The 21327-nt window shown below is 70.1% G+C and carries 18 protein-coding genes; 11 read left to right on the top strand and 7 right to left on the bottom strand.

From position 1 onward, the window contains the following. Position 1: 1 nt before the first annotated feature. The 3 genes from ACZ4UU_RS18575 to ACZ4UU_RS18565 all read left to right on the top strand — a co-directional run bounded on the left by ACZ4UU_RS18575 (position 2) and on the right by ACZ4UU_RS18565 (position 4373). On the top strand, positions 2-2305 hold the full coding sequence (locus tag ACZ4UU_RS18575; RefSeq protein WP_468040995.1) for an ATP-binding cassette domain-containing protein: 2304 nt from the start codon (positions 2-4) through the stop codon (positions 2303-2305). A gap of 99 nt (positions 2306-2404) precedes the next feature. Beyond that, positions 2405-3181, top strand: coding sequence for a dimethylargininase (gene ddaH / locus ACZ4UU_RS18570; RefSeq protein WP_468040993.1), 777 nt, complete (start codon positions 2405-2407; stop codon positions 3179-3181). Positions 3182-3398: 217 nt separating this feature from the next. After that, positions 3399-4373: an acyl-ACP desaturase gene (locus ACZ4UU_RS18565; RefSeq protein ID WP_468040992.1), complete on the top strand. Its 975-nt coding sequence runs from the start codon at positions 3399-3401 to the stop codon at positions 4371-4373. 195 nt (positions 4374-4568) lie between these two features. Here the strand turns inward: ACZ4UU_RS18565 and ACZ4UU_RS18560 are convergent, their stop codons facing one another. Then, positions 4569-4745, bottom strand: coding sequence for a hypothetical protein (locus ACZ4UU_RS18560; RefSeq protein WP_468040991.1), 177 nt, complete (start codon positions 4743-4745; stop codon positions 4569-4571). 111 nt (positions 4746-4856) lie between these two features. Continuing rightward, positions 4857-5111 carry a WhiB family transcriptional regulator gene (locus ACZ4UU_RS18555; RefSeq protein ID WP_468040989.1) on the bottom strand — a complete coding sequence of 85 codons (255 nt, stop codon included), beginning with the start codon at positions 5109-5111 and terminating at the stop codon, positions 4857-4859. Positions 5112-5399: 288 nt separating this feature from the next. Between ACZ4UU_RS18555 and ACZ4UU_RS18550 the strand changes: the two genes are divergently transcribed. After that, positions 5400-6191 carry a VOC family protein gene (locus ACZ4UU_RS18550; protein ID WP_468041143.1) on the top strand — a complete coding sequence of 264 codons (792 nt, stop codon included), beginning with the start codon at positions 5400-5402 and terminating at the stop codon, positions 6189-6191. A gap of 42 nt (positions 6192-6233) precedes the next feature. Here ACZ4UU_RS18550 and ACZ4UU_RS18545 read toward each other — a convergent pair whose 3' ends face one another. Continuing rightward, positions 6234-7268 carry a LacI family DNA-binding transcriptional regulator gene (locus tag ACZ4UU_RS18545; protein ID WP_468040988.1) on the bottom strand — a complete coding sequence of 345 codons (1035 nt, stop codon included), beginning with the start codon at positions 7266-7268 and terminating at the stop codon, positions 6234-6236. Positions 7269-7420: 152 nt separating this feature from the next. Further along, positions 7421-8422 carry a multicopper oxidase domain-containing protein gene (locus ACZ4UU_RS18540; protein WP_468040987.1) on the bottom strand — a complete coding sequence of 334 codons (1002 nt, stop codon included), beginning with the start codon at positions 8420-8422 and terminating at the stop codon, positions 7421-7423. 178 nt (positions 8423-8600) lie between these two features. Between ACZ4UU_RS18540 and ACZ4UU_RS18535 the strand changes: the two genes are divergently transcribed. Further along, positions 8601-11078: a ThuA domain-containing protein gene (locus tag ACZ4UU_RS18535; RefSeq protein WP_468040985.1), complete on the top strand. Its 2478-nt coding sequence runs from the start codon at positions 8601-8603 to the stop codon at positions 11076-11078. Positions 11079-11092: 14 nt separating this feature from the next. Continuing rightward, positions 11093-13279 (top strand): OmpL47-type beta-barrel domain-containing protein, encoded by a 2187-nt coding sequence (locus ACZ4UU_RS18530; protein ID WP_468041141.1) that lies wholly within the window; start codon positions 11093-11095, stop codon positions 13277-13279. Positions 13280-13352: 73 nt separating this feature from the next. On the opposite strand, the gene ligD is transcribed toward ACZ4UU_RS18530, so the two are convergent. Beyond that, positions 13353-14378: a non-homologous end-joining DNA ligase gene (gene ligD, locus ACZ4UU_RS18525; protein ID WP_468040984.1), complete on the bottom strand. Its 1026-nt coding sequence runs from the start codon at positions 14376-14378 to the stop codon at positions 13353-13355. A 74-nt stretch (positions 14379-14452) separates the two neighbouring features. On the opposite strand from ligD, the gene ACZ4UU_RS18520 reads away from it, so the two are divergent. Continuing rightward, entirely contained in the window at positions 14453-15523 is a 1071-nt protein-coding gene (locus ACZ4UU_RS18520) for an ATP-dependent DNA ligase (RefSeq protein WP_468040983.1), read from the top strand. 76 nt (positions 15524-15599) lie between these two features. Here ACZ4UU_RS18520 and ACZ4UU_RS18515 read toward each other — a convergent pair whose 3' ends face one another. Next, the gene (locus ACZ4UU_RS18515; protein ID WP_468040982.1) at positions 15600-16790 is read right to left on the bottom strand and encodes a zinc-dependent alcohol dehydrogenase; all 1191 of its coding nucleotides are present in this window, start codon (positions 16788-16790) and stop codon (positions 15600-15602) included. A 250-nt stretch (positions 16791-17040) separates the two neighbouring features. Here ACZ4UU_RS18515 and ACZ4UU_RS18510 point away from each other — a divergent pair, with 250 nt between their 5' ends. Continuing rightward, on the top strand, positions 17041-18000 hold the full coding sequence (locus ACZ4UU_RS18510; RefSeq protein ID WP_468041139.1) for a DUF3048 domain-containing protein: 960 nt from the start codon (positions 17041-17043) through the stop codon (positions 17998-18000). 25 nt (positions 18001-18025) lie between these two features. Here the strand turns inward: ACZ4UU_RS18510 and ACZ4UU_RS18505 are convergent, their stop codons facing one another. Continuing rightward, positions 18026-18490 (bottom strand): MarR family winged helix-turn-helix transcriptional regulator, encoded by a 465-nt coding sequence (locus tag ACZ4UU_RS18505; RefSeq protein WP_468040981.1) that lies wholly within the window; start codon positions 18488-18490, stop codon positions 18026-18028. 209 nt (positions 18491-18699) lie between these two features. Between ACZ4UU_RS18505 and ACZ4UU_RS18500 the strand changes: the two genes are divergently transcribed. The 3 genes from ACZ4UU_RS18500 to ACZ4UU_RS18490 are packed head-to-tail and all read left to right on the top strand — an operon-like array spanning position 18700 to position 21325. Then, positions 18700-19482 carry a CoA transferase subunit A gene (locus ACZ4UU_RS18500; RefSeq protein ID WP_468040980.1) on the top strand — a complete coding sequence of 261 codons (783 nt, stop codon included), beginning with the start codon at positions 18700-18702 and terminating at the stop codon, positions 19480-19482. Next, positions 19482-20126 carry a CoA transferase subunit B gene (locus ACZ4UU_RS18495; protein WP_468040978.1) on the top strand — a complete coding sequence of 215 codons (645 nt, stop codon included), beginning with the start codon at positions 19482-19484 and terminating at the stop codon, positions 20124-20126. The genes ACZ4UU_RS18500 and ACZ4UU_RS18495 overlap by 1 nt, the downstream gene beginning before the upstream one ends. Further along, complete coding sequence (locus ACZ4UU_RS18490) at positions 20123-21325, top strand: thiolase family protein (RefSeq protein ID WP_468040977.1); 1203 nt, start codon at positions 20123-20125, stop codon at positions 21323-21325. The genes ACZ4UU_RS18495 and ACZ4UU_RS18490 overlap by 4 nt, the downstream gene beginning before the upstream one ends. Positions 21326-21327: the final 2 nt, after the last annotated feature.

The following is a 21327-nucleotide window of genomic DNA, read 5'->3' as shown; positions in this document are numbered from 1 at the left end:
CATGCCTGATTTCACGTCCGGATCCGCACCCGAATTCACGCCCGAATTCACGCCCGGGTTCATCACCATCGGCGGAGCACGGGAGAACAACCTCAAGGACGTCTCCCTCCGTATCCCGAAAGGCCGGCTGACCGTGTTCACCGGCCTTTCGGGCTCGGGGAAGTCGTCGATCGTCTTCGACACGATCGCGGTCGAGTCGCAGCGCCAGCTCAACGAGACCTTCCCGTGGTTCGTGCGCAACCGGCTGCCCAAGTACGAGCGCCCGCACGCGGAGGCGCTTCAGGACCTCTCCCCCGCGATCGTCGTCGACCAGCGGCCGATCGGGGGCCACTCGCGGTCCACGGTCGGCACGATGACCGACGTCTACTCGGTGATCCGCGTGCTGTTCTCCCGGCACGGAACCCCTGGCGCCGGACCGGCGACCGCCTACTCCTTCAACGACCCGTCGGGCATGTGCCCCGAGTGCGACGGCCTGGGCCGTACGGTACGGCCGGACTGGGACCGCATCCTCGACCCGGACCGGACGCTCGCCGACGGGGCGGTCCGCTTCCCGCCGTTCGCGGCGGGCACCTGGCAGGGGCAGGCGTACACGAACAGCGCCGAACTCGACCCGGACAAGCGCGTCGGGCGGTTCACCGCCGCCGAGCGTGAGTTCCTGATGCGCGGCCGCCCCGGCAGCAAGGTCACCGTCAACGGCACGGGCGGCACCTGGACCACCGACTACGAGGGCCTGGCCACCCGCTTCGAACGCCTGTACCTGAGGCGGGACCTGTCGGCGATGAGCCAGAAGACCCGTGATCTGGTGCGGGAGTTCCTGGTGGAGGGCGACTGCCCGGTGTGCGACGGGGCCCGGCTGAACGCGGCGGCGCTGGCCACCCGCATCAACGGCCTGAACATCGCCGACTGCACACATATGCAGGTCACGGACCTGATCGCGGTACTGAAGGAGATCGACGGTCCCGTCGCCGGGCCGGTCGCCCGGGCCGCTGTCACCGCCCTAGAACGCATCGCCGCCATCGGGCTCGGCTATCTCAGCCTCGACCGCGAGACGTCCACGCTCTCCGGCGGCGAGGGACAGCGACTGAAGACCGTGCGCCACCTGGGGTCCAGCCTGACCGGCATGACGTACGTCTTCGACGAGCCCAGCGTCGGACTGCACCCGCGCGACGTCGGGCGTCTCGGCGACCTGCTGCTGCGGCTGCGCGACAAGGGCAACACCGTGCTCGTGGTCGAGCACGACCCGGACGTCATCGCGCTCGCCGATCACGTCGTCGACATGGGGCCGGGGGCCGGCGCGGGCGGCGGACGGGTCGTGTTCGAGGGGACGCCGGGCGAGCTGGCCGGGTCCGACACGCTGACCGGGCGTTGCCTGGGGCGTCGTACGGAGCTGAAGGAGGAGGTCCGCGCGGCGGACGGGGGGCTCTGGGTGAAGGGGGCGGGCCGGCACAACCTGCGGGACGTGACGGTGGAGTTCCCGGCCGGGGTGCTCACCGTCGTCACCGGGGTCGCCGGGTCCGGGAAGAGCACGCTGGTCGCGGAGTTCACCGCCGCGCACGCCGACGCCGTCGTCGTGGACCAGTCGTCGATCGGGATCTCCGCGCGGTCGACTCCGGCGACGTACCTCGGAATCATGGACACGGTTCGGAAGATCTTCGCGCGCGGGACGGGCGCCCAGCCGGGGTTCTTCAGCTTCAACTCGTCCGGCGCGTGCGACACCTGCGAAGGCCGCGGGATCATCTACACCGACCTGGCCTTCATGGATCCGGTGACGACGACGTGCCACGACTGCGAGGGGCGGCGCTTCAGGGACGAGGTGCTGCGGCTGACCGTCGACGGCAGCTCCGTCGCGGACGTCCTGGAGATGACGGCCGACCAGGCGCTGGAGTTCTTCCAGGACGCGGGCGTACGCCGACGGCTGCGCGCCCTGCGGGATGTCGGGCTGACGTATCTCACGCTCGGGCAGCCGCTCTCCACTCTCTCCGGGGGTGAACGCCAGCGCATCAAGCTGGCGACGCGGCTGCACCGCACGGGAGCGGTGTACGTCCTCGACGAACCGACGACCGGACTGCACATGTCGGACGTGGACGGGCTGCTCGGGCTGCTGGACCGGCTGGTCGACGCGGGCAACACGGTCGTGGTGGTCGAGCACAACCTGGACGTGGTGGCGCACGCCGACTGGATCATCGACCTGGGGCCGGACGGAGGCCGCGACGGGGGCCGGGTGATCTTCGAGGGAACCCCGCGCCAGCTCCTCGACGCCACCGGTTCCTTCACCGCCGAGCATCTCAGGAGGGCCACAGCCTGACGCCGGGGGTTTTGTACGGGCGGGTAACGCCTGCATGATGGCGGGTCGGTGCCCCATGCATCATGGCGCCGACACCTGCCACCGACCCGGAGATCCCTCGTGCCCAGCAAGAAGGCCCTCGTCCGCCACCCCAGCCCGCGCCTCGCCGAAGGGCTTCTGACGCACATCGACCGGGAGAAGGTCGACGTCGACCTGGCGGTCGAGCAGTGGGAGGGGTACGTGGAGGCCCTGCGGGGGCACGGCTGGGAGACGATCGAGGTGGACCCGGCCGACGACTGCCCGGACTCGGTGTTCGTCGAGGACACGGTCGTCATGTACAAGAACGTCGCGCTGATCACCCGGCCCGGCGCCGAGTCCCGGCGCGACGAGACCCTCGGCGTCGAGGAGGCCGTCGCCTCGCTCGGCTGCTCCGTGAACTGGATCTGGGAGCCTGGCACGCTGGACGGCGGCGACGTGCTGAAGGTCGGCGACACGATCTACGTCGGCCGGGGCGGCCGTACCAACGCGGCCGGCGTCCAGCAGCTGCGGGCCGCTTTCGAACCGCTGGGGGCACAGGTCGTCGCCGTCCCCGTGAGCAAGGTGCTGCACCTGAAGTCGGCGATCACGGCCCTGCCCGACGGAACGATTCTCGGCCGCATTCCGCAGCTGGACGCCCCTTCGCTGTTCCCGCGCTTCCTGCCGGTGCCGGAGGAGTCCGGGGCGCATGTGGTGCTGCTGGGCGGCGGCAAGCTGCTCATGGCCGCGAGCGCGCCGAAGACGGCGGAGCTGCTCGCCGACCTGGGCCATGAGCCGGTGCCGGTCGACATCAGCGAGTTCGAGAAGCTCGAGGGATGTGTGACATGTCTCTCGGTCCGGATGCGTGATCTGTACGCCTGACGGACTGAGCGCAACACTCTTTCAGCCCGGGACCTGCGGGTCCTCGGGCTTTTCACATACCCGGGAAGTCCAGGCGGAATGGCCGCTGATCAGGGGTCTTTACATCGTTCTTAACCTACGGCTTCGTAACCTACGGGTTCGTAGCCTACGATCCCGTAGGTTCCCGGCAACCGCTCGCCGGTCACCTGCCCCGTGTTGTGCGTCCCCTGGAGTTCCCGTGACGATCGCTTCCCCTCACCTCGGCAGCCCTGCCGTCTGGACCGACGCCCGGCTGTTGTACGCCCTGGAGGAAGTGGTCGAGCAGGAGCTCAACCGGCATCTGAAGGTCGCCAAGGACTGGATGCCGCACGAGTACGTGCCGTGGACGGACGGCCGTAACTTCCCCGGTCTCTTCGAGGACGGCGAGGCCTGGGACAAGGAGCAGTCCAAGGTCACCGAGATCGGCCGGATCGCGCTGGTGGTGAACCTGCTGACCGAGGACAACCTCCCCAGCTACCACCACGAGATCGCCTCGCTCTTCGGGCGGGACGGCGCCTGGGGCACATGGGTGCACCGCTGGACGGCCGAGGAGGGCCGGCACGGCATCGTGATGCGGGACTACCTGCTCACCTCGCGCGCGGTGGACCCGGACAAGCTGGAGCAGTTCCGCATGTCCCACATGAGCGAGGGCTTCGAGTCGGACAACCGGCACTCGATGCTGCACTCCGTCGCCTACGTCGCCTTCCAGGAGCTCGCGACCCGCATCTCGCACCGCAACACCGGCCACCAGTCCGGTGACCCGATCTGCGACCGCATGCTGGCGCGCATCGCGACCGACGAGAACCTGCACATGGTGTTCTACCGCAACCTGCTGAAGGCCGCGTTCGAGCTCGCGCCGGACCTCACGATGCAGGCCGTGCGCGACGTGGTCGTCAACTTCCGCATGCCCGGCCACGGCATCCCCGGCTTCGAGCGCGCCGCCGCCCAGATGGCCATCGGCGAGGTCTACAACATGCGCATCCACCACGACGACGTCCTCCAGCCCGTCCTCCGCCACCTGAAGGTCCTGGAGATCGACGGCCTCGGCCCCGAGGGCCAGAAGGCCCAGGAGGAACTGGGCCTGTTCATGGGCGGTCTCGACGCGGAAGCCCTGAAGTTCGACGAGAAGCTGGCGGCCCGCAAGGCCCGGATGGCGGCTCGCGCCGCGGGCTGACGAGCGGTCGGGGCGCAGGAACCCGACGGCCTGCTGCCGGGGCCGGCCGGGGGTGCGATGCGCCCCTCGGCGGCCCCTTGGCGGAAGCGGCAGGGCGAGAAGCCTCGCGCCGGCTGTCGCGCCGGGCGGGCGCCGTCCGTCCGTACGGCGCTCGATGCTCGCCGGGATCCCCTGACGGAGCACGCACCTCTCCCATCACCCCGGCACCCGCGCGCTCGACGCGGTGGTCCACCGCACCGAGCGCCGCCGCCCGCACCGCCCGAGGTCGAGCCGGCCGTAAGGTGCCCGCTCCAGGGCGCCGGCGACGAACAGTTCATCGACGGCACCCGCCTCGATCACGGCGGCGGTCTGCACCAGATGCGACGTGCGCAACGACCGTGCGGCCCCGATGAGTTCGGCCGTGGCCCGCCCGCCCCCGCCGCCCCGCGGACGACTGGGCGCGATGCCCCGGCAATCGCGCCGCCCACCGCCGTTGCCGGGGGCTCAACGTGACATACGCCTGAGCTCCAGTCGTTCCTTCTCCGACAGGCCGCCCCAGACGCCGAAGCGTTCGTCGTTGTCGAGGGCGTACTCCAGGCAGGCGGAGCGGATCGGGCACATGCCGCAGATCCGCTTGGCCTCCCGTACGGAGCTGCCCGGCTCGGGGAAGAAGAAGTCCGCGCCGGTCTGTGCGCACAACGCATCCTGCTGCCAGTCCAGGTCGGGCGAGGTGATCGTTGTGATCGAATCGATGTGCATGCTCAGGATCGTGCCGCTCGGCGAAAAACGTTCGATCAACGCGGGATCAACGCCGCGCCGCAGGGCCTCCGGCCGAGTCCGATGGTCTCCCTCCGCGCGGTGCGGCGCACGGCGGCGCGCGGAAACAGTTGAAAGCGATGAGATCCCCGCCGGTCATCCACGGTGATCGCCGTCGCCGCTTCAGCCGACGGCGGCGCTCCGGCAGCGATTGTCAGTGGGCGGTGCAAGACTCGGCAGAGCAGAGACCGGCAGAGCTGACAAAGGGGACCCCTTCCGAGGAGGGCGATGATGCTCACCACTCGTTATGTCACCGGCGCGCCGAACTGGATCGATGTCGGCACACCCGACATCGAGGGCGCCCGTTCCTTCTACGGCGGCCTGTTCGGCTGGCGGTTCCGACCGGGCGGTCCCGAGACCGGCGGTTACGGCGTCTTCCAGCTCGACGGCAGGACGGTGGCCGGCGGGATGCAGACCACCGAGGAGCAGGGTCCGCCGTCCTGGACGGTGTACTTCCAGACGCCGGACGCGGACGCCACCGCGAAGGCGGCCGAGCAAGCGCACGGCTCGGTGCTGGTGCAGCCCATGGACGTGCTGGACATGGGCCGTATGGCCATCCTGGCCGACAAGGCGGGCGTCGGCTTCGGGCTCTGGCAGCCCGGCACCAACAAGGGCCTCGACGTCGTCCAGGAGCCCGGCTCGCTGTGCTGGCTGGAGCTGTACACCACGGACGTGCCGGCCGCGGCCGGTTTCTACCACGCGACGCTCGGTCTGGAGACCTTCGCCCTCGACTTCTACGGCGGCACGTACACGACGTTCAGCCCGGCCGCGGCCGGGGAGGACGCCATGTTCGGCGGCGTGGTGGACAAGGCCGACGACCCCGCGGAGGCGGAGAGCCCGCCGTACTGGCTGCCGTACTTCGAGGTCACCGACACGGACGCCACGGCCGCCAAGGCGGAGGAGCTGGGCGGCTCCGTCCGAATGCCTCCGACGGACCTGCCGGACGTGGGCCGTATCGCCAAGCTCACCGACCGGTACGGCGCCCGCTTCGCGGTGATCAAGAGCGCTCCGGCACCGAGCTGAGCCCGGCGGCCCGGGCACCCCATCGCCTCGCACAGACAGGCCCTAGGCGGAGGCGCGTCGGACCAGTGTGGTCGGCAGGACGACACTGGACGGCGCCCCTCCGACCTGCTCGCCGACCCGGCGGTCGACGCCGCGCAGCAGCAGCCGGGCCATCAGCCGGCCCATCTCCTCGATGTCCTGACGGACCGTCGTGAGAGCGGGGTCGGTCTGTTCCGCCACGGGAAGCATGTCGTCGAAGCCGACCACCGCGACGTCGTCCGGCACCCGCCGCCCCGACGCGCGCAGCACCCGCAGCGCACCGGCCGCGGTGAGGTCGTTGGCGGCGAAGACGGCGTCCAGGTCCGGGCAGCGGGCGAGAAGCTCACGCATGGCCCGTTCACCGCCGGTCGGTGTGAAGTCGCCCTCGACGATCAGCCCTGGATCGGCGTCGACCATGACGTCCCGGTATCCGTCGAGACGGTCCACCGCCGACGTCTGGTCCAGGGCACCGGTGATGTGGGCGATACGGGTACGGCCGAGGCCGGCGAGGTGCCGTACGGCGTCGCGGGCGCCGCCGCGGTTGTCGCTGTCGACGTAGACGACGCCCCGCCGGTCGCCGGCCCAGCCGGGCCGTCCGCCGAAGACGGTGGGGACGCCGGCGCGCTGGATCAGTCCGGGCAGCGGGTCGTCGAGGTGCAGGGAGAAGACGAGCGCCCCGTCGACATGGCCGCCGGCGAGGTAGCGGCCGACACGGGCGTGGTCGTCACGGCCTTCCGTGAGGAGCAGCACCAGCTGGTTGTCGTGGGCCGTCAACTCCTTGCTGATGCCGCGCAGTTGCAGGGCGAAGAAGGGGTCGGCGAAGACCCGGGTCTCCGGTTCGGCGACCACCACGGCGATGGCGTCGTGCCGTCGGGTCACCAGGCTGCGGGCAGCCTGGTTGGGCACGTATCCGAGCTCCTCCACGGCCTTGCGGACCCGCTCCACGAGGGGTTCGCGCACCCCGTCCCCGCCGTTGACGACCCGGGACACGGTGGCCCGCGAGACCCCGGCCCGGGCGGCCACGGCCTCCAGGGTGGGACGCGGGGCGGTTTCGGTCACTGCGCGGCTCCTCGTCGGCGACTGCCGATCAGGATAGCCGTGGCGGGAGGCGGAGGTGAGAGCGCTCTCGAATGACCAAAAGCGCCCGGAACCCCCTGTCTGCGGGTCCACCCGCCGACGACGCGGAGCAACCGTCACCCGGGCGTGATCCGTCAGTGCTCGTGCCCGGCCCCCGACGCCGCCTCGTGCCCGTGCTCGTGCGGCTCATAGCCCGGAATCGTCCCGTCCGCCTTCTTCACCAGGAACAACCCCACCATCCCCATGTCCGAGTGGCTCTGGACATGGCAGTGGTACATCCACGCGCCCGCCCCGACCCCCTCCCCCGCGATCACCTGGAAGCCGAAGGAGTCCGCCGGGCCCACGATCTTGTTGTCGATGACCTGGCTGGGGTCGTCGGGGCCGGTGAGCATGCCGGTGCGGTTGTCGGCCCAGCGGTGACCGTGCATGTGGAAGGTGTGGTAGTACTCCCCGTGCGTGACCACCACGAACTCGACCCGATCACCCACCGTGGCCTCGAAGTCGGGTCCGCTGTGCGCCGGCTTGTTGTTGATGAGCATGTCGTTGAAGACGATGGTGTGGGTCGCGTCGGGCAGGACGTCGCCCTTGCGCCGGACGATCACGGGCCCGTACAGACCCTTGCGGATGCCGCCGGTCCCGTGCTCCGTGCCGACGACGTGGTCGTGGTAGTGCCAGTATCCGGCGCTGCCCGCCCGCCAGGTGCCGTCCCCCCGGCGTCCGGGGGTATGGGTGCGCCAGGTGTAGGTGCGGGTGCCGCCTGGTTCGACGTCGCTCTTGTTGAGCTTGGTGCCGTCGCTGGTGATCTCGTAGTCGAGGCCGTGGACGTGCAGGCTGACCGGTACGTCCATCGTGTTCTCGAACTCGATGTGCACGGTGTCGCCCTCGTTGAGCTCGATCAGCGGGCCGGGGATCGTCGCCTTGCCCTTCTCGAAGCCGTAGCCCATCTGCCCGTCGGCGAGCTTCTCGGCGTACAGCTTGAGGTGCCGGACCTCGCCGCCGGCCGGGGCGGTGCGCGGCGGGGTGTCGGCGCTCACGGCCTCGGGTACCGACGCCAGGGACAACGATGTCGCGACGGTCGCACCACCCAGCAGCATGCGTCTGTTGAAGGTACGCCTGTCGAGGTTGCGTCTGTTCATGCCGAACTCCCAGCGGCGGTACGGAAATTACGGGGATGAACCGCTGAGACGGTACCGGCCGATCTCTCGTTTATCCACACTCAGGACAAAGTTGGTCCCAGAACGGCCATAGGTATTGGCGAGTCGTTCAAAGGGGTCTAGCTTCCTTGTCGCTGTTGCTGTGACCGTGGAGGTGCCCATGCGCTTACGAGGGTTGAGCACAAGAAGACAGACCTGGGTGGCCGGTGTGACCGCCGGGTTCGTCGCCGCCGGGCTGATGTCCGCCCCGGCCGCCGACGCGCGCCCGGCCCCGGACCCACCCCTGACAACGATGTCCGTGAAGTCGCCACCGGGCGGCGCGAATGTACGGGTGCTCATCTTCTACGGGTCCGCGGCCGCCGGCGACGAGTCGCCGCTGGTGAACGCCGGGATCGGGGCGATCGAGAAGATCGGCCTGTCGGGGCCGGCCGACCAGCGTTTCAAGGTCGAGGCCACGAACGACGCCTCGGTGTTCACCAACGAGACCAAGCTGGGCCGCTTCAACTCCATCGTGTTCCTCACCGGTGGCGGCGACGTCCTCGACCCCGAGCAGGAGGCGGGCCTGGAGGCCTATATGGAGGCTGGCGGCGGTTTCGTCGGCATCCATGACGCGGCCCGCGCGGAGCCCTACTCGGACTGGTTCACCGGTCTCGTCGGCGCCCGTCCGGCGGCCGGCGGCCCGACGAACGCGCAGCGCGCCGTCGTCGAGGTCGGCGACCGACGGCATCCGGCCACCAAGGACCTGCCGGTGCAGTGGAAACGGCCGGACAAGTGGCTGAACTGGGCGAAGAACCCCTCGGGTTCGGTGCACACGGTCGCCCGAGTGCGGGAGTCCAGCTACCAGCCGGGTTCGAGCGCCAACGGCTGGGACCATCCCGTGAGCTGGTGCCGTGACTACGACGGCGGCCGCTCCTTCTACACCGGCATGGGCGGCACGGTGTCGTCGTACGACGAGACCGACTTCCGTACGCATCTGCGCGGCGCCCTGCTGTGGACCACCCGGCTGTCGCAGGCCGACTGCAAGGCCACCATCAACGGCAACTACAAGGCCGAGCGGCTCACCCAGCCCAACCAGCCGGGCCAGAACGACCAGATCGGCGAACCGCACGGCCTGGTCACCGCCCCTGACGGCCGGGTGCTCTACATCGGCCGCGGCGGCGCCGACTCCTCCCAGCCGGTGATCATCGACTGGAACAACCCGGATATCGGCAAGGGCAAGGGCGAGATCCACGTCTACGACCCGAAGACCAAGAAGGTCACCCTGGCCGGGGCGTTGACGGTCTTCGGCAACAAGGGCGGCGGCGGCGAGCTGATCAAGGTAGAGGAGGGGCTCCTCGGCATCGAGCTCGACCCGCGGTTCGAGGAGAACGGGTGGGTGTATCTGCACTACACCCCGCACTCGCAGATCAACCGCGACACGCGGATGGCCGAGCGGCGCGTCTCCCGTTTCACTCTCGACCTGGCGAGCAACAAGCTGGACCTGGGCAGCGAGAAGGTGCTGCTCAAGTGGCCGGTGCAGATCCACAGTTGCTGCCACGCGGGCGGCGGGATGGCCTGGGACTCCAAGGGCAACCTGTACATCGCGACCGGCGACAACAACTCCAGTGGCTTCAGTGGCGGCTACTCGGGCAACAACCCCGAGCCCGACTACAAGGGCGTGTCCTTCGCCGACGCGCGCCGCACCGCCGGCAACACCAACAACCTCAACGGCAAGATCCTGCGCATCCACCCGGAGCCGGACGGCACGTACACGCTGCCGGAGGGCAACCTCTTCACCGGCCAGGAGACCGACGAGGGCGGCGGCAAGACACGCGGCGAGATCTATGTGATGGGCGTCAGGAACCCGGCGCGTATCTCCGTCGACAAGCAGACCGACGTCCTGTACGCGGGCTGGGTCGGCCCGGACGCCTCGGCGCCGTCCACCACCTGGGGCCCGGCGAAGTACGACACGTTCGCCGTCATCACCAAGGCGAGCAACCGGGGCTGGCCGTACTGCATGGGCAACAAGCAGCCCTACCGGGACCGCAATCTGCCCGATCCCAGCAAGCCGCTGGGCTGGTACGACTGCGACCACCCGAAGAACGAGTCGCCGAACAACGACGGCCTCGTCAACCTCCCGCCGGTCACCGGCAACAACATCTGGTACTCGCCCCAGGGCGGCGCCCCTGACTTCCCGCGCGACGCGAGCGGCGTGCCGTCGTACAAGCAGGAGGAAGCCATCTACGGGCTGCCGTGGCTCAAGGGCGGCGGTCAGGCGGCGATGAACGGGCCGGTCTACCGGTACGACGCGGCGAGCACCAGCGGGACGAAGTGGCCGGCGTACTGGGACGGCAAGTGGTTCGTCGGTGACTTCTACGACGCCGACCAGCCGCGCAACGCGGTGATCACCGACCCGAAGACCCACGGTGACGGCGGTCTGCCGGTGCACTCGGAGTCGCTGAAGAAGATCGTGCCGATCGGCAACGACGGCATCAAGAACCTCATGGACTGGAAGTTCGGTCCGGACGGCGCGCTGTACGTGCTCGACTACGGCCGCGGCTTCTTCACCTCGGACGCCAAGTCGGCGCTGTGGAGGGTGACCTACACGGGCGGCGGACCCACTCCGGCCGCCGACCAGCTGGCCAGGGGGGCACAGTGACACGACAGCGAAGAATGTGGGCGGCCCTGTTGGCCGCACTGCTCGTGGTGCTCGGGCTGCAGGCCCTTCCCGCGACCGGACAGCCACAACCACAGCAGGCCGCCGCGGCACAGGTCCTCACCTGGACCGCCGGTGACGACATCACGAAGTACTCCTCGGCGCCCACGACCGCCGTGGCGGGTACGACGACGATCGTGTTCGAGAACAGCACGGCGACCGGCAACACCACCGGGATGCCGCACACGCTGACGTTCGACACGTCCGATCCCGAGTACAACAACGACGTCCAGCTGAACATCCTCGCCAATCCGAACGACGACCAGGGCGGCCGCCACACCGCCGAGGTCACCCTCACCCCGGGCCGGTACCGCTACTACTGCACGATCCCCGGGCACGGGCAGATGCAGGGCATTCTCGTGGTGACCGAGGGCAGCGGCGAGGACACGACGGCGCCCGAGGCCTCGGCCCACGTCAGCGGGACGCAGAACACCCAGGGCCAGTACGTCGGTTCGGCGAGCGTGGCGATCCACGCCACCGACGAGGAGGGCGGCTCCGGGGTCGACCGCGTCGAGTACGCGGTCGGCGACGAGGGCGCCTGGACGCCGTACGCCACCCCGGTCGTCGTCGACCAGGTCGGCGACCACAAGATCCGCTACCGCGCGCTCGACAAGGCGGGGAACGTCTCGGCGGAGAAGAGCGTCGAGTTCACGGTCGTGGCACCGCAGTCCGACGACACGACCCCGCCGGAGACCTCAGCGACGGTCAGCGGCGAGCAGAATCCCGACGGCACGTACGTGGGCATGGCGACCGTCACCGTCTCCGCCTCGGACACCGGTTCCGGCGTCAACACCATCGAGTACGCGATCGGCTCCGGCGCCTGGCAGCCGTACACCGCGCCCGTGATGGTGCACGAGGTCGGCAGCCACACGGTGCGCTACCGGGCCACCGACAAGGCGGGGAACGTCGCGGCCGAGGAGAACGTGCAGTTCACGGTCGTGGCGTCGCCGCAGCCGGACACGACCGCGCCGGTGACCGGTGTGAGTGTCGAGGGCACGAAGAACTCCGACGGTGCGTATGTCGGCAACGCCAAGGTGACCGTCACGGCGACCGACGAGCACCACGGCTCGGGCGTGGACCGGATCGAGTACTCGCTCGACGGCGGTCCATATCTGGCGTACGGCGCCCCGGTGGTCGTCGACCGCGCCGGCACGCACACGCTCGCCTACCGGGCCACGGACAAGGCGGGCAACACCTCCGACGCCCGCACGGTGACGTTCACCGTCGTGTCCAGTCAGGTACCGGCTCCCAACTGCCCGGAGTTCGACGAGCGGTTGACGGTGATCGTCGGCACGGTCGACTCTGGTGTCCCGAACCGGCTCACCAACAGCCGGTGCCGCATCAACGAGTTGATCGAGGACGAGAAGGAGTGGACGTCCCAGGCGCTGTTCCTCAAGCATGTGAAGACGGTCCTGGACCAGCTCCTCAGGGACGGGGTCGTCGACCAGCGCGAGTACGACGCCATCCGCAAGGCCGCCCGTCAGTCCAAGATCGGCACGCCCGGGCAGACCGAGGGCTACCGCACGATCCTAGACGGCAGCGCTGAGTCGTTCGCCAAGTGGCAGCAGGTGGGCGGCGGTTCGTTCGCACCGAACGGCGACGGCTCGATCACGTCCGGGACGACGAAGGCCGGCCTGGGCATGCTGTGGTTCCCGGAGCGCAAGTACGGCGACTTCTCGCTCAAGCTCCAGTGGCGTGACGACGCCCCGGGTACGGGCAACGCCAACTCCGGCGTGTTCGTCCGGTTCCCGTGGGTCCACGACCACCCCGAGGAGTCGAGGCCCGAGTGGGTCGCCATCAAGTACGGGCATGAGGTGCAGGTGCTCGACCGTCCTGACGGCGACATGTACAAGACGGGGTCGGTCTACGGCTTCGACCGGGTGGGGCTCGCCGGTGCCGGCGTCACCCAGAAGGGCACCTGGAACGACTACGAGATCCGAGTGGTCGACCAGCACTACTCGGTCTACCGCAACGGCGTGCTGATCAACGAGTTCGACAACACCGGCGGCCAGGAGTTCGTCCCGCCCCGCTCGGACGACCCGGGCACGGACGGGCGGCGGTTCGCCTCCGGATACATCGGACTCCAGGTGCACGGCACGACGGACGTGGTGTCCTACCGGGACATCCGGATCAAGGAGCTCTGAAGGGTCTGCAAGGAGAGCTGACGGAGCTCTGACCGGGGCTCCCGTCAGGCCCGTTGCCCCGTGCGGAGCCGTCCTAGCCGCTCCCGCCCGGTTCCTTCTTCGCCCGGCTCGGCTGTACCCGCTTGGGTTCCCCCGGCATCTTCGGATACTCGGGCGGGTACGGCAGATCGCCGAGTCCATGGTCGCGTTCGTCCTTGTTGGCCAGCTCCAGCAGCGCGTCCAGCGAGAAGCGGTGGGCGTCCATGTCGGCGTGCACGTCGCCGAGTTCGGCGAAACGCGCGGGCATGGTCGCGATGTCGAAGTCCTGGGGGTGGGCGGCCCCCACCTCCTCCCAGCGCAGGGGTGCCGAGACGGGGGCGTGCGGGCGGGGCCGTACGGAGTAGGCGGAGGCGATGGTGCGGTCACGGGCGGTCTGGTTGTAGTCGATGAAGATGCGCTCGCCCCGCTCCTCCTTCCACCACTTGATCGTCACGTGTTCCGGCATCCGGCGTTCCATCTCCCGGCCGACCGCGATGGCGGCGCGGCGGACCTGGGTGAAGGTCCAACGTGGCTCGATGGGCACGAAGACGTGCAGGCCGCGCCCGCCGGAGGTCTTGGGCCAGCCGCGCAGACCGCCGAACTCGTCGAGAACGGCGCGCAGTTCATGGGCGGCGCGGACGGCGTCGTCGAAGTCGGTGCCGGGCTGGGGGTCGAGGTCGATGCGGAGTTCGTCGGGGCGGTCGACGTCGTCACGGCGCACCGGCCAGGGGTGGAAGGTGAGCGTGCCGTACTGGGCGGCCCACAGGACGGCGGCCTCCTCGGTGGGGCACATCTCGTCGGCGCTGCGGCCGCTGGGGAAGGTGATGTGAGCGGTGGGGATCCAGTCGGGCATGCTCTTGGGCGCCCGCTTCTGGAAGAACCACTCGCCGGTCACGCCGTCCGGGTAGCGCTCCAGGGTGGTGGGGCGGTCGCGCAGGGCCCGCAGGATGCCGGGGCCGACGGCGATGTAGTAGCGGGCGAGGTCCAGCTTGGTGTATCCGGGCTCGGGGAAGAAGACCTTGCCCGGGTTGGACAGGCGCACGGTGCGGCCGCCCGCCTGAAGTTCCACCGCTTCGCCCATGCGAGCCACGGTAGGCGCACCCCGCACACCTCGCACACCGGGCGTCAGCGACCGGATGCGCGCAGAATCGGACCATGGACCTTCCGGTGATGCCGCCCGTGAAGCCGATGCTCGCCAAGTCGGTGGCGAAGATCCCGCCGGGCATGCAGTACGAGGCGAAGTGGGACGGGTTCCGGGCGATCGTGTTCCGCGACCGGGACGAGGTCGAGCTCGGCAGCCGTACCGGAAAGCCGCTGACCAGGTACTTTCCGGAGCTGGTGGCGGGGTTGAAGGAGCGGTTGCCGGAGCGGTGCGTGCTGGACGGGGAGATCGTCATCGCGCGGGAGGGGCGGCTGGACTTCGACGCGCTCACCGAGCGCATCCACCCGGCCGACTCCCGGGTGCGGATGCTGGCGGAGCGGACCCCGGCGTCGTTCGTGGCCTTCGACCTGCTGGCGCTGGCCGACCAGTCGCTGCTGGAGGTCCCGCTGGCGGATCGGCGGGCGCGGCTCACGATGGCGCTGTCCGGGGTGACGGCGCCGGTGCATGTGGCGCCGGCGACGACCGACGTGGACACGGCTCAGGGGTGGTTCGAGCAGTACGAGGGGGCCGGTCTGGACGGTGTGATCGCCAAGCCGCTCACCCTGGGGTACCTCCAGGACGCGCGGGCCATGTTCAAGATCAAGCACGAGCGGACGGCGGACGTCGTCGTCGCCGGGTACCGGCTCCACAAGAGCGGACCGGTCGTGGGCTCGCTGCTGCTCGGTCTCCACGACGACAAGGGAGCGCTCCAGCATGTGGGAGTGTCGGCCGCGTTCTCGATGAAGCGGCGCGCCGAGCTGATCGAGGAACTGGAGCCGCTGCGCATGGCGGACGTCACGGGGCATCCGTGGGCGGCCTGGGCCGAGGAGGCGGCGCACGAGTCGGCGCGACTGCCGGGGGCGCCGAGCCGCTGGTCGGGGAAGAAGGATCTGTCCTGGGTGCCGCTCAGACCGGAGCGAGTGGCCGAGGTGGCGTACGACCACATGGAGAACGGTGTGCGCTTCCGGCACACGGCCCGCTTCCGCCGCTGGCGCCCGGACCGTACCCCTGAGAGCTGCACGTACGCGCAGTTGGAGGAGCCGGTCCGCTACGACCTGGCGGAGATCTTCGCGCCGCAGACCTGAGCGTGAGTCGTCGTCCGCCAGGCCTGATCGCGCGACCGGGATCGGGAGCGGGGCGAGGGTCAGGGCTTCGTCAGCGTCAGGGCTTCATCAGCACCTTGACCGCGCCGTCCTGCTTGCGCTGGAACATCTCGTAAGCGTGCGGGGCGTCGCTCAGCGGCACGCGGTGGGTGGCGAAGTCGTCGACGCCCAGGGGGTCCTCGTCCGTCAGGAACGGCAGGATGTCGTCGGTCCAGCGGCGCACGTTGGCCTGCCCCATCCGCAGCTGGATCTGCTTGTCGAACAGGGTGAGCAGCGGGATCGGGTCGGCCATGCCGCCGTACACGCCGGACAGGGAGATCGTGCCGCCGCGCCGCACCAGGTCGATGGCGGTGTACAGGGCGGCGAGCCGGTCGACGCTGAAGCGTTCGGCGAACGGGCCGCTGATCTTGCGGGGCAGCATCGCCGAGGCCGACTGGGCCAGCCTGGCGGCGGCGCTGCCGTGCGCCTCGGTGCCGACGGCGTCGATCACGGCGTCGGGACCTCGGCCGTCCGTCACGTCGCGGATGGCGGCGACGAGTTCCTTCTCGTCGTCGAAGCTCCTCAGGTCGTACGTCTCGACGCCCCGCTCGCGCGCCCGCCGTAGCCGCTCGGGCACCAGGTCCACGCCGAACACCCGCCCGGCGCCCTGCACCTGGGCGACCCGGCAGGCCATGTCCCCGATGGGGCCGAGGCCGAGCACGGCGACGCTGCCGCCCTCCGGGACCTCGGCGTAGCGGACGGCCTGCCAGGCGGTGGGCAGGACGTCGGAGAGGTAGACGAAGCGGTCGTCGGACGGGCCCTCCGGGATCTTGATCGGGCCGAACTGCGCCTGCGGGACCCGCAGATACTCGGCCTGGGCGCCCGGCACCGCGCCGTACAGCCGGGTGTAGCCGAACAGGGCCGCGCCCATGCCCTCGCCGGTGACCTGGGTGGTCTCGCACTGGGTGGGCAGCCCGGTCAGGCACATCCAGCAGTCGCCGCAGGCGATCTGGAACGGCACCACGACCCGGTCGCCCGCCTGGAGGTCCGGCACCGCGGCGCCGACCTCCTCGACGATGCCCATCGGCTCGTGACCGAGGATGTCCCCCGGTGTCATGAACGGCGTCAGCACCTCGTACAAGTGCAGGTCGGAGCCGCACAGTCCGGTGGACGTGATGCGGATGACCGCGTCCGTCGGCTCCTGGATCGTCGGATCGGGCACGTTCTCCACGCGGACGTCGCGCTTGCCCTGCCAGGTCACTGCCCTCATCGCCCCGTGCTCCCTCCGTGGCGTGTGCGTCCGCTGATGCGGTGGGCGCCGGGTACCCCCGCGCCGGCCGGCCGAACCGCGCGGACCGGTGTGTGGGCCGATCGGCGGATTTGCGGGGCTGAAGGCAATCGATCGGGTATGTGCATCTATGAACAGATAAGCGCACAATTGACGACACGGACTGGGTGGGTGGCTGCGGGTGGCGACGGTGGGCAGGCAACGAGGGGCGCGCACGAGACGCGCCACGACCATGGCGGGGCTGCTGGCCGCCGCGCTGACGGCCTCCCTGGCGGCGGGCTGTACGACGTCCGGCGGCCAGCGCGACGACGGGCGCGGCAGCACGCACGTGCCGTCGTCGCACGAGAACGGCAGCGGGAACGAGAGTCGGGCGGACAGCCGCTCGGTGCTCGCCGTGAAGATCGACAACTCCCGTGCCGCGCGGCCCCACACGGGTCTGAACGCCGCGGACGTCGTGTACGTCGAGCAGGTCGAGGGCGGACTGAGCCGGCTGATGGCGGTGTACGCGACGAAGCTGCCGAAGGCCGTCGGGCCGGTACGCAGCGCACGCGAGAGCGACCTGGAGCTGCTGCGCCAGTTCAACCGGCCGACGCTCGCCTTCTCCGGGGCGCAGAGCAAGCTCCTGCCCCTGATCGACAAGGCCCCGTTGAAGGCGGTGCCGCCCCGCAAGGCGGCCGACGCCTACTTCCGTAGCCGGCACAGGCCCTCGCCGCACAACCTCTATCTGCGGCCCCAGCGTCTGATGGGCTCCGCCCCCGGCGCGGACGCCCTGACCACCGGCTTCCGCTACGGCGCCGCCCCGGCCGGCGGCAAGGCCACGACCTCGCAGACGGTGCGCTACGACTTGGCGCGCTACACCTTCACCTGGTCCAGGAGCCAGGACCGCTGGCTCGTCGCCATGGACGGCAAGGCCGCCACGACGACGGACGGGAAGCGGGTCGGCGCCGGGACGGTCGTCGTGCAGTACGTCAAGGTGCGCAGGTCCACGTTCCACGACTCCCTCGGCAAGAACACGCCGTACACGGAGACGGTGGGCTCCGGAAAGGCACGGGTCCTGCGTGACGGGCGCGCCTACGACGTCTACTGGACGCGTCCGAAGGCCGCGGGCGGCACCAGGTTCACGACCGAGGACGGGAAGCGGATGAACTTCCAGCACGGCCCGGTGTGGGTGGTGTACGCGAAGGCGTCCTGAGGATCCGGGGAGTTCGAACCGGGGATCAGGATGGGGCGACGAGGGGCTCCGAAGGGTTGCGGAGCCCCTCGGCCGCGTCCGCGACGCGGCGGATCAGATCGAAGAACAGCGCCTGCTCGTCGGTGGAGAGCGGAGCCAGGAAGACCTGGTTCATCCGAGCCGTGCGCACGGTCAGCTTCTTGTGCGTGCGCAGCCCGTCGTCCGTGAGGCGCAGCAGGAAGCGGCGGCCGTCCTGGGGGTCGCGGACCTTGTCGAGCAGCCCGCGGCGGCCGAGCCGGCTGATCACCTCGGCGATCGTGGAGCGGTCGAGCCCGACGCGCTCCCCCACCGTCCGCTGGTCCAGGCCCGGCTCGGCGACGAGCGCGTTGAGGACGGCGAACTGGGGCGAGGTGATCTCCTCCGAGACCATCGTGTTCCACAGCAGGTAGTGCGCCTGCTGGAGCCGCCGGGCCAGATGCCCGGGGTGGGTGGTGAGATCCACGGCGGCCATCCGTACTCCCTGTTCGCAATCGTCGGTGCACTGAACAATACCCGACCCCACCAGGACTGCCCTAGGGCCGAAGGGTCTGCGGATTTCGCATTTACCGAGGCCTTGACGGCTTCCCGCTCCGGTGGCAGCGTGAGGAGCAACCTCGCGGAAATACTCAGTGTCCTGATTAATTTGGGTGCTGGGAGCTCGGAAGAGATGGGGCTTCTCGGATGGACAAGGTGGTCGCCACGGCCGCTGCGGCGGTGGCCGATGTGGGCGACGGCGCGTCGCTCGCGGTGGGTGGATTCGGGCTGAGCGGTGTGCCGAACGTGCTGATCCAGGCCCTGTTCGAACAGGGCACCGGCGGGCTGTCGGTGGTCTCCAACAACTGCGGGGCGATGGAGTCGGGTCTCGCGGTGCTGCTGTCGGCGGGCCGGATCGCCCGGGTGACCGGCTCGTACATCGGCGCGAACAAGGAGTTCGCCCGCCAGTACCTGGGCGGGGAGCTGGAGGTGGAGATGATCCCGCAGGGCACGCTGGCCGAGCGGCTGCGGGCCGGCGGCGCCGGGATCCCCGCGTTCTACACCCCGGCCGGGGTGGGCACGCAGGTCGCCGACGGCGGGCTGCCGTGGCGCTACGACGGGTCCGGCGGGGTCGCACTGGCCTCGCCACCGAAGGAGGTGCGGGAGTTCGACGGCACCGAGTACGTGCTGGAGCGCGGGATCCGCACCGACTTCGCGCTGGTGCGGGCGGCGAAGGGCGACCGGCACGGGAACCTGGTGTTCAACAAGTCCTCCCGGAACTTCAACCCGCTGGCCGCGATGGCCGGACGGGTGACGATCGCCGAGGTCGAGGAACTCGTCGAGCCCGGTGAGATCGGTCCGGACGCGGTGCACCTGCCGGGGATCTTCGTGCAGCGGGTCGTCGCGCTCACCCGGGAGCAGGCCGCCGACAAGCGGATCGAGCAGCGCACGATTTCCGCGCCCGCGGCGCGAGGGACGGGGAGCAACTGATGGCCTGGACACGCGAGGAAATGGCCGCGCGGGCCGCGCGCGAACTTCAGGACGGGCAGTACGTCAATCTCGGCATCGGGCTGCCGACGCTGATCCCGAACTACCTCCCCGAGGGCGTGGAGGTGATCCTGGAGTCCGAGAACGGCATCCTGGGCACCGGCCCGTACCCGACCGAGGACCAGGTCGACCCGGACCTGATCAACGCCGGCAAGGAGACCGTGACGGTCCTGCCGGGGGCGTCCTTCTTCGACTCGGCGCTGTCGTTCTCGATGATCCGCGGCGGGCACATCGATGTCGCCGTGCTGGGCGCCATGCAGGTCTCCGCCACCGGTGACCTGGCGAACTGGGCCATCCCCGGCAAGATGATCACCGGGATCGGCGGGGCGATGGACCTCGTGCACGGGGCCCGCACGGTCATCGTCGTGATGACGCACACCGCCAAGGACGGCAGCCCGAAGATCCTCACCGAGTGCGCACTGCCGCTCACAGGCAAGGCGTGTGTGAACCGAGTCATCACCGACCTCGGCGTGATCGACGTGACCGACGACGGCCTGGTGCTCGTCGAGACCGCGCCCGGCGCGGGCGTTGACGAGATCATCGCCAAGACCGACGCAAAACTCACCGTCGCGGAGAATCTGCTGTGAACACCGTTTACATCGTCGACGCGGTCCGCACCCCGATCGGCCGTTACAACGGCACCCTCGCCCCCGTCCGCCCGGACGACCTGGCCGCCCACGCCCTGCGTGAACTCCTCGCCCGTACGCCCGACCTGGACCCGTCCCGCATCGAGGACGTCTACTTCGGCAACGCCAACGGCGCCGGCGAGGAGAACCGGAACGTGGGCAGGATGGCCGCCCTCCTCGCCGGCCTGCCGACCAGCGTGCCCGGTGTCACCGTCAACCGCCTCTGCGCCTCCGGCCTGGAGGCGGTCATCCAGGCAGCCCGCGCCATCGCCGCCGGGGACGCCCACATCGCCGTGGCCGGCGGCGTGGAGTCGATGACCCGGGCCCCGTACGTGCTGCCCAAGTCCGACAAGCCCTTCCCCGCCGCGCACACGGAGCTGTACTCGACCACCCTGGGCTGGCGCATGGTCAACCCGAAGATGGCACCGCAGTGGACCGTCCCGCTGGGGGAGTCGGCCGAACTCATCGCCGAGAAGCACAAGATCAGCCGCGAGCAGCAGGACGAGTACGCGCTGGCCTCCCACCACAAGGCGGCCGCGGCCCAGCGGCAGGGCCTCTTCGACGCCGAGCTCGCTCCCGTCTCCCTCCCTCAGCGCAAGGGCGACCCGGTCGTCTTCGCCGCCGACGAGTCCGTACGGGCCGACGCCTCCCTCGCCGCGATGGCGAAGCTCAAGCCGTCCTTCCGTAAGGACAACGGCACGGTCACCGCAGGCAACGCCTCCCCGCTCAACGACGGCGCCGCCGCCCTGCTCCTCGTCGACGAGGAGGGCCTGAAGGCCACCGACCGCGAGCCGCTCGCCCGGATCTCCGCGACCGGCGTCCACGCCCTCGACCCCGACTACTTCGGGCTCGCCCCCGTCGAGGCCGTCAACCGCGCCCTCGCCAAGGCGGGCAAGGCCTTCGGCGACCTGTCGGTCCTCGAACTGAACGAGGCCTTCGCCGCCCAGGTGCTGGGCTGTGTCGCCGAATGGCCCGAGTTCGACCCGGCGATCCTCAACGCCCAGGGCGGCGCCATCGCGCTCGGCCACCCCCTCGGCGCCTCCGGTGCCCGTCTCGCCGGCACCGTCGCCCACCAACTCGCCCGCAAGGGCGGCGGAGTCGGCGTCGCCACCCTCTGCATCGGCGTCGGTCAGGGCCTCGCCCTCGTCCTCGAACGTTAACG

This window comes from Streptomyces sp. NPDC028907, assembly GCF_055564995.1.
The sequence above is the reverse complement of the archived record's forward strand: the minus strand, read 5'-3'. Positions and strand labels throughout refer to the sequence as shown.